The following is an 11,018-nucleotide window of genomic DNA, read 5'->3' as shown; positions in this document are numbered from 1 at the left end:
CGCGGGTGACGGGAACGACTGGACTGCCGGGTGACGGGGCGAAGGGCGGCCAGGGGGCGGAGCGAAGGGAGGCCAGGGGACGCAACGTAGGCCCATACGATCAGCAGCCTTGCGCTGAGCCCGCCCGACGCGCGTCGCTGTCCCCCATTCGCGGTAACGTGGCGGTCGATGAACCCCTCTCCCTGACGCCCGAAGGACCACATGCCTGCCCAGCCCCCCGCCGTCTCCGTGATCATGCCGGTGCTCAACGAGGAACGGCATCTGAGGAACTCCGTCCAGCACATCCTGGAGCAGGAGTACGACGGCGAGATGGAAGTGGTCATCGCGCTCGGCCCGTCCACGGACCGCACCGACGAGATCGCGGCCGAACTCGTACGCGAGACGGCGGACAGCGCCCGCGCCCGCGTGCAGACCGTGCCCAATCCGACCGGCCGCACGCCGGCGGCGCTCAACGCGGCCATCAAGGCGTCCAAGCACCCCGTCGTCGTGCGCGTCGACGGCCACGGCATGCTCTCGCCGAACTACATCGCGACCGCCGTACGGCTCCTGGAGGAGACGGGCGCGCAGAACGTCGGCGGCATCATGCACGCCGAGGGCGAGAACGACTGGGAGCACGCCGTCGCGGCGGCGATGACCTCCAAGATCGGCGTCGGCAACGCGGCCTTCCACACGGGCGGCAGGGCGGGCCCCGCCGAGACCGTGTATCTCGGCGTCTTCCGGCGGGCCGCGCTGGAGCAACAGGGCGGCTACAACGAGGAGTTCATCCGGGCCCAGGACTGGGAGCTGAACTTCCGGATCCGCGAGGCCGGCGGACAGATCTGGTTCTCGCCCGAGCTGCGTGTTCAGTACCGGCCGCGGCCGTCCGTCCGGGAGCTCGCCAAGCAGTACAGGAACTACGGCCGTTGGCGCCATGTCGTCGCCCGCTTCCACTCGGGCTCGATCAATCTGCGCTACCTCGCGCCGCCGGTCGCGGTCTGCGCCAATGCCGCGGGCATCGTCGTCGGTCTGGCCTTCACACCGCTGGCGCTGATCGTCCCCGTTGGCTACCTCGCCGCGATCGTCGCGGGCTCGATACCCGCGGGCAAGGGCCTGCCCCTCAAGGCGCGGCTCCAGATCCCGCTCGCGCTCGCCACGATGCACATGTCGTGGGGGGTCGGCTTCCTGACCAGCCCGCGCTCGCTCGCCAAGAAGGTCATCGCGAGCCGCCGCCCGGCGGTCCAACAGGCCGTCTGAGCAAGGCGGTCACGTACGAGAGCGCCGGAACGAGACGTCACGTACGAGCGGTGACGTACGAGCGGTGACGTACGAGCGGTGACGTACGAGCAGTGACGTACGAGCAGTGACGTACGAGAAGGAGCCCCGGGCGCGTCGCCCGGGGCTCCTTCTCGTACGCGGCCTCCCGGCTACCAGGAGAAGCCGGGCTGGATCTCCATGCACTCGCTCTCGTCGGCCCCGTTGAGCGCCCGCGCGGTGTCCGGCGTCTTGGTGTCGTCCTTCACCGCCGCCTTCGGGTACGTGTCCCCCGTACGCCAGTCGGCGCCCACGACCAGCGTCACACCCGACACGTCCGTCGACTTCTTCGCCGAAGTGACCGGAATCCCGAGGGACTTGGCGACCGCCTGCGCGTCACCCTCCAAGTCGGCGCTGGGGAAGAGGACTTCGGTACGCGCGGTGGGATCGGGCGTCGAGTCCGACACGGCCTTGGTGTAGCCCTTGCCGACGAGCAGCCCCGCCACCGCGCTGGCCCGCCGCGCCGTCGGCGCCTGCGTGTCGCTGCCCGTGCCGTTGCGTACGAGCACCCCGGTGTCGGCCGGAGCCGCCGCCGGGTCCTTGGACTCGGCCGGGGGCTTGCGCTTGGACGCCTTGCCGTCGAGCGGCACGTCGTCGCGGACCATGGTGAACAGCTGGTCGGCGTCGCCCGGCTTCGGGAACACCCGCCCGGCTTCGGTGCCCGTGCCGTACACGTTCGGCATCGTCGCCATCGTGATGCGCTTCGTGGGCACCTTCTTGAGCTCTTCCGCCAGATCGTAGAGCTTCTTGACGCCGCCGAGGCCCGTGTCGACCGTCAGCGCGTCGGTGGCCGCCCCGGCGAGGCTCATCAGCTTTCCGGGGTCGGTCAGCTTGGCGCCCTTGCGCAGCTCGCGGACCATCGAGTTCATGTACATGTGCTGGGCGTGGGTGCGGGCCAGGTCGCTGCCGTCCTCGAAGCCGTAGCGCGTACGCAGCCACTGGAGGGCCTGCTCGCCCTGGATGATGTTCTCGCCCTTCTTCAGCTTCAGCCCGGAGCCCTTGCCCTCGGCGTTGCGTGAGTGGACGTTCTCCTGGACGCAGACCGGCACGCCGCCGATCGCGTCGGCCATCGAGACGACACCGGCGAAGTCGATCATCATGAAGTGGTCGATGGGGATGCCGGTCAGCTCGTACCAGGTGGCCACCGTGCAGCCGGGACCCCCGCGCCCCAGGCTCGCGTTGGTCTGTATGTTGCCCGTGCTCGCCGGGTAGACCTTCTTGGTGTCCGGGTCCGTGCACTTGGGCATCTTCAGCATGGTGTCGCGCGGCATGCTGACGACCGACATGTTGCTGCGGTCGGCCGAGACATGGAGCAGCATCTGTACGTCGGCCAGCGGCGCGCCGCCGAAGGTGTCCTTCGCGCCGCCGAGGTCCTGGTTCGCCTTGGTGTCGCGGGCGTCGGAGCCGATGAGCAGGATGTTGAGCGGGGTCTGGCCCGCGGAGTTGACCTTGTGGTCGGCCATCGGCTTGTCGCCGAGCGTCAGGTCTTCCTTCTTGAGCTTGCCGTCGAGATGGCGGTAGTAGAGGTATCCGGCGCCGGCCGTGCCGAGTATCAGCAGGGCGAGGACGAAGGAGACCCAGCGCAGTATTCGGCGCTTGCCGCGCCGGTCGCGTGGGCGCGCGCCGTTGCGGCGGGGACGGCCTCTTCTCGCCCTGCCGGAGCCATCGGCGGAGCCGTCCGCGGAGTCGGAGCCGTCACCCGAGCCGGCGTTCGCCTTGCCGTCCGACGGGCCGTCAGGGCCGCCGGTGCCGTCCGCGCCGTCGCCCTCGTACAGACTGTCGTCCCAGCCCAACTCGCCGGCGTGCGGGACATGTTGTCGTGTCCGCTGTCTGTGCATGCTCTGCCCCACCCCGTGCCCCTGCCCCTGTCGCTCAAGCGCTCCGCATGAGACGGCGTTCCGGGCATACCGGAGCCGGTCTCACTTGGCGCACACTTGCTTGTCCGCTTCCACCTTCTGTACGCCCTCCGGCGTCTTCGCCGGACCGGTGATGGGCACCCCCGCGCCCTTGAAGTCCGCCCCCAGGGTCAGCGTCATCGCCTCCAGCCCCTCGGCGTCCTCCGTGCCCGGCTTCATCGCCGTGGCGGGCAGGCCCATCATGTCCGCGAGACGGCGGGCCTGGTCGGCCTGGTTCGGCGCGTACTCCAGCGACGTCTTGTCCAACTCCGCAGGCGCGTTGCCCTTGTTGGTGGACTTCGGCACGCCTTCCTCGTTCTGCAGCCAGGCGAGCGTCTCCTGGGCGGAACCCTGCGGCCCGCCGCCGTTGAACACATCGACCCTGACATCGGCGGCGGCGGCCTTGGTTCCCTTGAGGAGCGCCGACTGCTTGCTCTTGGCGTCCTTCTCCTTCTCCTTCACCTCGGTGAGAGAGGTGTCGCTCTGCATCATCGCGAACAGCGGTTTCGCCTGCGTTTCGTTCACCACGACCGTCGCCTTCACGACTTCGGCCGGGTTGTCTATCACGGGCAGCGTGGTGAAGCTGATGTTCTTCGGGTTGACCTTGGACAGCTCCGTACCGAGGTCGCGGAGCTTCTCGATGCTGCCGATACCCGTGTCGACCGTGAGCGCGTCGGTCGCGGCCGTCGCCAGGTCCCACAGCTTCGTGGGGCTGGTCAGCGTGTCGCTGGACTTCATCTTCCGGATCAGGGAACCCAGGAACTGCTGCTGGGTCTGGATCCGGTCCAGGTCGCTCTCGTTGCCGAAGCTGTGCCGCGTACGGACGAAGGCGAGAGCCTGTTCGCCCTTGATGACGTGCTTGCCCTTGGTCAGCTTCAGATGCGAGTCGGGGTCGTCGACGTCCTTGGCGACACACACCTCGACACCGCCGACCGCGGTCGTCAGCGTCTTCACCGCGTTGAAGTCGGCCATCATGAAGTGGTCGACCGTCAGCCCGGTCAGCTCCTTGACCGTACGCATGGTGCAGCCCGGGTCGCGCTCGGACTGGCCGAGGCTGGTGTTGAACCGGACGCCCTGCTCGCCGGGGACGATCTTCGTGCCGTCCTCGGTCTTCGTCTCGCAGTCCGGGATGTCGGTGATCAGGTCACGGGGGATGGAGAGCGCGGTCGCGTTCGTCCGGTCCTTGGAGACATGGAAGAGGATCGTGGTGTCGGCGTGGCCGACACTGGCCTTGTCGCCGTAGCCCTCGTTGCCGGCCCCGGTGCGTTTGTCGGTGCCGATCACCAGGATGTTGACGGCCTGGTCCTTCTTGAACCCTCCGCTGCCCGCTCCCTCGACATCGATCGTGTGGATGTTGCTGTTGAGCTCCTGGTACGCGTAATAGGCGGCGCCCGCGCCGCCGATGAGAACGAACGCCGTGATGCCGCCCGTCCAGCCGAGGAGCTTCTTCTTCCGGGACTTGGGCGGGGCCTTGCGCTTGCGGCGGCCCGCGGCGGTGGGCGCGGCGTCGGCGTTGTTCGCGGCGCGGCGGCCACGCTGGCCGGGTACGTCCCGGCGGGACGTACCCGAAGCCCCGGTGGAACCTGAGGAGTCACGGGCGCGGGGGACACGCGCGCCCGCGTCGTCGGCCGCGCTGTCGGCACCCGCACCCGCGGGGGCGGCGGAGCCGGCTCCCGCTCCCGTGGCGCCGGGCGCTCTGCGGTCTCTGCCGGAACGCCCCTGCGGCGCACCGTCCGTGGGTGACGCTTTTCTGGACCGACGAGGGGCGTCCTGCCCGTTTCCCGCATCGCGAGAAGGAGCGGACGACTGCCCTTCGGAGTGGTTCAGTCGCAATTCGTAATTGCCGGTCTGCGGGTTGAGTACCCACTGGTCGGCGGGGTCGATCCCGTCCGACTGTCCACGGCTATGCGCATCCACGGTTGCTTGAGTCCTCCGTCGGGTGCCACGCGAAGCGCCTCTTCCCCCAAAGGCGCTCGGTCTTTCGATCCGGCAGTGCGCGACCTCGCGGTCCGAATGAACCAGATCGCGTCACACTATCCGCCCAGTTCAGCGTCGAGCGACGTCAGTGACAAATTCGACTCCTCTTACAAGGGGGCAATCTTCCCAATCGTCATAGACTGCCGACCCCTCCTTGGTATTGCTTTTACTCACACAGGCCCGCGGCGGCATTTGTGCCCGGGAAAGTCGGAGTCGGGGTGGCGCTCGAAGGTCCCGTGTCGTCCGGCTTTCCATCCGTTTTCGGACTTCCGCCGTCACGCTGTGTGTTCTCCTCGGCCCGCTTCTCCTCGGCCGACACGATCGAGACGGGCTCGTCCTTGCGTAGTTGCGTGAAGAGACGGCCCGCGTCCGGCTGTACGAGCTCGTCACGGTTCGGGTCATTGACATAGGGCTGTCGCGGTACGGTAAGGAATTGCACCTTTTCCGTCGGTACGTTCCGTAGGCCCCGCGCCAGGTCGTACAGATCCCTGAGTGTGTTCAGACCGGGGTCGGTCGTCAGCGACTTGGTCGCCGCGTCCAGCACCGGATAGAGCCGCGTGGGATTGAGCAGAACACCGTTGCTCTGCACCTTCCTGACGAGCGAACCGAGGAACTGCTGCTGGCGCTCCATGCGTTCGGTGTCGCTGCCGTCGCCGATGGTCTTGCGGGCCCGTACGAAACCGAGGGCCTCCTCACCGGTGAGGGTCTGCTTGCCCGCGGGCAGCTTCAGATGCGCGTCGACGTCGTCGACGGGCTTCTTGAGGCAGACCTCGACGCCGTCGACCGCGTCCACCATGTCCTTGAAGCCGCTGAAGTCGATCACCATGTGGTGGTCGACGCGGATGCCGGTGAGCTTCTCGACCGTACGGATCGAGCATGCCGCGCCGCCGAACTGGAACGCCCAGTTGAACTGTGCGGACTGCTCCCTGGAGCGCCTGCCGTCCGAGGCGAGGCAGCTCGGGATCTCGGCCATCAGGTCGCGCGGGATGGACATGGCGGTCGCGCTCTGCCGGTCGGCGGCGAGGTGCAGCAGGATCGTGGTGTCGGAGCGCTGCGAGCCGCCGTCGTCGCGGCCGTACTTGCCGTTGCCCGCGCCCGAGCGGGTGTCGGAGCCGATGAGGAGGATGTTCTTCGCGTCGACGGCGACGGGTCTCGGACGTTCCTTCTCGTACGTCCGCAGCTCCGCTTCGGCGGTGGTGTCGGTGGTGATGTTGCCGTCGAGCTTCTGGTAGAACCACCAGCCGACACCGGCGGAGGCGAGGACGACGACGGAGGTGCCGAGGGCGGTCCAGCGGAGCCAGTGGCGTTTGCGCGGCGCGGCGGCGGGGTCGGCGGCTTCCGGGTCCTCGGCGGCGCCGGGGGCATCGGGGACCGCGACGGCCTCGGCCTTGGCGTCGGCGGCCCCGGCTACGGGCGCCGCGTCTGTCGCGTCCTCGGACGGCTCGGTCTCCGGCTCGGTCTCCGGCTCACTCCCCGAACCCGCCGTCGCCCCGTCCTTCGGTTCGCCCTCCCCCTGTCCCTTCTTCCCGCTTCCGTTGTCACTGTCACTGTCATTCGCGGTCGTGTCGCCGTCGGACGCGGGCGACGCGGTCGGCGGCTCGTCCTCTGCCCGGGGGTCCGGTTCGGGCGGCGTGCCAGCACTGTCGGTCACGGCGGAGTCCATCCTTCATGGCGTCGGCGGCGGCACGGCTCCGCCGGTTTCAGGGGTAGACGGCTGAACCGCGCGCTTGGTTGTGCACTGAACCTGAACTACCGACGATCATCTACCGGAGGCGGCGTTCCACGCCGGAACCCGTCGGACCATCAGCTCACCGTGTCGCCGACCCGAGGTGGTCAGGTACCTCCTACGCCGTGCCGTCAGCCGTACCGCCGGCCGTGCCGGTGACCCGCTCGCTCTCGATCCGCTTGGCCAGTCCGTCCGCCGCCAGCTGGTCCAGATTGCGGCACAGCACCACCGACGAGCCCGCCGCGAGCGGCGCGTACAGCCCGGCCGAGAGCCCCTCCCAGGCGTCGTACGGCCTGCCGGACAGCAGCCGGGCGCCGGGGGCCGTCAGGCCGAGGGCCGTGGCGTCGGCTCGGGCCCGCTCCACGACCTGGGCCGCCGTCAGCTCCGTACCGGCGACGACGAGCGCGGGCGTGTCCGGGTCCACCGGCGCGAACGGGGCGAACCGGTCGCCCTGGCCGGGCACCTCCACCGCGTAGTCGGCGAAGCCGTCGGGCGCCTGCGGGAAGCGACCGCCGAGCGGGCGCAGCGCGAGCGCCAGCCGCTCGCCGCGGCAGGCGCGGGCGGCGTCCAGTGTGTCGGGGCCTGTGACGACGAGGTCCGCGCCGGCCGGGTCGCCACCGATCTCCACGACCACCCCGACCGAGGAACACGCGAGCAGCCACACCGCGGTCTGCCAGTGCGCGGGCAGCAGAAGCGCGAGCCGGTCGCCGGGGGCGGCGGCGAGGTCGCCCTGGAGGAGGTTGGCGGTCTTGGACACCCAATTGGCGAAGGTGGCCACGGACAATTCCACGCGTTCACCGGTGGCATCGTCGTAGAAGGTGACCAAGGGGCGGGCCGGATCCGCGGCGAGGGCGGATCGCAGCAGGTCGGCGGGGGTGCGGTCGCTGGCGTTCACGCGGGCAAGGGTACGCGGGGCGGCCGGGCGCACACCGCCGTACCGGTGACGCCGTCCACCGGTTGGTCCGATGGACCGTCAGTTTCCTTGGGCGCTCCCGGAAGGCGGGCACGGCCGGCCGGCCGCACGATCGGGTTATGCGTGCATTCCTGTCTTCCTCGATCGGCGTCGCCTGTGCCGCGGCTCTCGTCCTCCCGCTCTCCCTGCCCTCCGGGGCCGCGGCGGCTCCCCGGGATGTCCGGACGGGTTCATCCGTGCCGGGCTCGACCGAGTCGCTGCCACTGATCTCGCTCGGGTCCGAACGCTCCTCCGGTGTCGCCGCCGAGCAGGGGCTGGCCCAGCGGGACGTCCAACCCTTCTCGCTCGTCGGCGTCGTCTGGGACGACGCCGACGCCGAACTCAACGGCTCGGTCCAGGTCCGAAACCGGTCCGCCGAAACGGGCGCCTGGTCCGGCTGGCAGGACCTGGAGACGCACAACGCCGAGCACGGCGCCGACCTCGGTACGTCGGAACGCGACTCCGGCACCGTGCGCGGCTCGACGGCGCCGCTGTGGGTCGGCGCGTCCGACGGTGTCCAGGCACGGGTCCTGGCGCACGAGAACCTCGACACCGATCCGGACAGCCGCCCCGCCCGTGTGCCGCTGCCGCGCGGGCTGAGCCTGGAGCTGGTCGACCCGGGGGAGGCGCCGGAGCAACTGCCGGTGACGGGTGCGGATGCCTCCCGGGGCCAGTCCGTCGCGACGGACCCCGCCGGCTCCGCCGCTGACTCCGCCGCCGCCGCTGACGACGACGCCGGCTCTGTCTCCGGCTCCGGCTCCGGTTCCGGCTCCGGTTCCGGTTCCGGTTCCGGTTCCGGCAAGGCGACCACAGCCGCCGGGAGCGGCGGCGCCGCGAAGCCGTACAAGGCCCCGCGCCCGAAGATCATCTCGCGCAAGGGGTGGGGCGCGAACGAGAAGCTGCGCGAGAGGCAGCTCGGCTACACGAAGACGGTGAAGGCCGCCTTCGTCCATCACAGCGCGACGGGCAACAACTACACCTGCAAGCAGGCGCCCTCCGTCATTCGCGGTATCTACCGCTACCACGTGACGAGCAGCGGCTGGCGGGACATCGGCTACAACTTCGCCATCGACAAGTGCGGAAACATCTACGAGGGGCGCGCCGGGGGCGTGACGAAGCCGGTCATGGGTGCTCACACTCTCGGTTTCAACACGAACAGCACGGGCATTGCCGTCCTCGGGTCGTACGGGACGACCAACCCGCCCGCGGCCGTCACGACGGCGGTCGCCAAGCTCGCCGCCTGGAAGCTCGGGCTGCACGGGATCAACCCGAAGGGCAAGGTGACGCTGACGTCGGCGGGTGGCAACAAGTACAAGAAGGGCAAGAAGGTCAGCATGAACGCGGTCTCGGGCCACCGGGACGGGTTCGTGACCGACTGCCCGGGCAACAGGCTGTACAGCAAGTTGGGCGCGGTGCGTGTATCCGCCGCGAAGTACCAGGGACGCTCCTAGACTGGCTGGTCACCCCCTGCACGGGGGACCGCCGTCCCCAGCAGGAAGCAGAGACGAACAAGGTGACTGAAGCGATCCTCCTGGTCGGCGGCAAGGGCACCCGGCTCCGGCCGCTCACGGTGCGCACGCCAAAGCCGATGGTCCCGGCGGCCGGCGTCCCGTTCCTCGCCCATCAGTTGGGACGGGCGCGGGCCGCCGGGGTCGAGCACATCGTCCTCGCGACGTCGTATCTGGCCGAGGTGTTCGAGCCGTACTTCGGAGACGGCTCGTCGCTCGGCCTGCGCCTCGAATACGTCACCGAACACGAGCCACTCGGCACCGGCGGCGCGATCCGCAACGTCGCCTCCCGGCTGGACTCCGGCCCTGACGACCCGGTGCTCATCTTCAACGGCGACATCCTGACGGGCCTCGACATCGGCGCGCTGGTCGACACCCATGCGTCGTCCGGGGCGGACGTCTCGCTGCACCTGACACGGGTCGACGACCCGAGGGCGTTCGGGCTGGTGCCGACGGACGACGACGGCCGGGTCACGGCGTTCCTGGAGAAGCCGCAGACACCGGAGGAGATCGTCACCGACCAGATCAACGCGGGGGCGTACGTCTTCCGCCGCTCGGTGATCGACTCCATCCCGGCCGGCCGCCCGGTGTCGGTGGAACGCGAGACGTTCCCGGGCCTGCTGGAGTCCGGGGCGCATCTGCAGGGCATGGTCGACTCCACGTACTGGCTGGACCTGGGCACTCCCCGGGCCTTCGTCCGCGGCTCGGCGGACCTGGTCCTGGGCGTGGCCCCGTCCCCCGCGATCCCCGGCCGCTGCGGCGACCGCCTGATCCTCCCGACGGCCACGGTCGCCCCGGACGCGAAACTCACGTCGGGCACGGTGATCGGCGCGGGCGCGGTGATCGCCGAGGGCGCCCGCATCTCGGGCAGCGCGATCCTGGACAACGCGGTGATCGGCCCCGGGGCGATCATCACGGACTCCCTGGTGGGCGCGGGGGCGCGAGTGGGAGCCCGTACGACACTGACGGACGCGGTGATCGGCGACGGCGCGACGGTGGGCCCGGACAACGAACTGCGCGCGGGCGCGCGCGTCTGGTGCGACACGACACTCCCACCCGGCTCGATCCGCTTCTCGTCGGACCAGTGAGCCGGGGGTCCGCCTGACGGCCGGTCGGGACGGGCTCGGGTGGGGGCGGCGTCGCAGCCGGGCCGAGACGAGCCCGGTGCACCTTCGGGAAGCCTGCTGTCCGTCGGGTTGGTGGCGGGGCGTCTTGCCGCGAGTACGCGCGGCGTAGCCGTGTCAGGAGCGCGGGGGCGTGTCGCTCGGCGCGGCGCGCCCCGCCCTTCCGTCTTCCCGGCGCCGGGGGTCCGGTACGGGCTCAGGGCCCGTACCGGACCCCCGGTTGCGGTCCACTGCGGGCTCACTCGCCTTGCGTTCGCCCGGCGCGGTGCACCCCGCCCTTGCGTCTCCCCGATACCTGGGCCCCTGTACGGGCCCGGGGCCGGCTGCGGCCCGGTTTGCGGTCCGTTGCGGGCTCACTCGCCTTGTGTTCGCGCGGCGTAGCCGTGTCAGGAGTGCGAGGGGGTGGCGTTCGGCGCGGCGCACTCCGCTGTTCCGTCTCCCCGATACCTGGGCCCCTGTACGGGCCCGGGGCCGGCTGCGGCCCGGTTTGCGGTCCGTTGCCGGCTCACTCGCCTTGTGTTCGCGCGGCGTAGCCGTGTCAGGAGT

At 70.2% G+C, this 11,018-nt stretch carries 7 protein-coding genes; 3 read left to right on the top strand and 4 right to left on the bottom strand.

Translation table 11 applies throughout. The features are described from left to right. Positions 1-201 precede the first annotated feature (201 nt). The gene (locus tag P3L51_RS32280; RefSeq protein WP_354608887.1) at positions 202-1,233 is read left to right on the top strand and encodes a glycosyltransferase family 2 protein; all 1,032 of its coding nucleotides are present in this window, start codon (positions 202-204) and stop codon (positions 1,231-1,233) included. A gap of 170 nt (positions 1,234-1,403) precedes the next feature. Here P3L51_RS32280 and P3L51_RS32275 read toward each other — a convergent pair whose 3' ends face one another. The 4 genes from P3L51_RS32275 to P3L51_RS32260 form a co-directional block, all read right to left on the bottom strand. After that, complete coding sequence (locus P3L51_RS32275; protein WP_354608886.1) at positions 1,404-3,128, bottom strand: LCP family protein; 1,725 nt, start codon at positions 3,126-3,128, stop codon at positions 1,404-1,406. 81 nt (positions 3,129-3,209) lie between these two features. Beyond that, a complete protein-coding gene (locus P3L51_RS32270; protein ID WP_354608885.1) occupies positions 3,210-5,102 on the bottom strand; it encodes an LCP family protein in 1,893 nt (630 codons plus the stop codon). Between the two features lie 226 nt (positions 5,103-5,328). Then, positions 5,329-6,825 (bottom strand): LCP family protein, encoded by a 1,497-nt coding sequence (locus P3L51_RS32265; RefSeq protein ID WP_354608884.1) that lies wholly within the window; start codon positions 6,823-6,825, stop codon positions 5,329-5,331. Positions 6,826-7,006: 181 nt separating this feature from the next. Beyond that, positions 7,007-7,783 (bottom strand): TIGR03089 family protein, encoded by a 777-nt coding sequence (locus tag P3L51_RS32260; RefSeq protein ID WP_354608883.1) that lies wholly within the window; start codon positions 7,781-7,783, stop codon positions 7,007-7,009. A 137-nt stretch (positions 7,784-7,920) separates the two neighbouring features. Here P3L51_RS32260 and P3L51_RS32255 point away from each other — a divergent pair, with 137 nt between their 5' ends. Together P3L51_RS32255 and manB are read left to right on the top strand one after the other, a co-directional pair. Then, a complete protein-coding gene (locus P3L51_RS32255; protein WP_354608882.1) occupies positions 7,921-9,291 on the top strand; it encodes a peptidoglycan recognition protein family protein in 1,371 nt (456 codons plus the stop codon). Between the two features lie 62 nt (positions 9,292-9,353). After that, positions 9,354-10,436 (top strand): mannose-1-phosphate guanylyltransferase, encoded by a 1,083-nt coding sequence (gene manB, locus P3L51_RS32250; RefSeq protein ID WP_354608881.1) that lies wholly within the window; start codon positions 9,354-9,356, stop codon positions 10,434-10,436. Positions 10,437-11,018 lie beyond the last annotated feature (582 nt).

The sequence above is a fragment of the Streptomyces panacea genome, from assembly GCF_040560175.1.
Lineage (GTDB): Bacteria > Actinomycetota > Actinomycetes > Streptomycetales > Streptomycetaceae > Streptomyces > Streptomyces panacea.
This window is presented reverse-complemented; position numbering and strand designations above follow the sequence as displayed.

Coding starts and splice junctions, on each gene's coding strand:
- P3L51_RS32280 (WP_354608887.1), top strand. CDS start 202: ATGCCTGCCCAGCCCCCCGCCGTCTCCGTGATCATGCCGGTGCTCAAC.
- P3L51_RS32275 (WP_354608886.1), bottom strand. CDS start 3,128: ATGCACAGACAGCGGACACGACAACATGTCCCGCACGCCGGCGAGTTG.
- P3L51_RS32265 (WP_354608884.1), bottom strand. CDS start 6,825: ATGGACTCCGCCGTGACCGACAGTGCTGGCACGCCGCCCGAACCGGAC.
- P3L51_RS32255 (WP_354608882.1), top strand. CDS start 7,921: ATGCGTGCATTCCTGTCTTCCTCGATCGGCGTCGCCTGTGCCGCGGCT.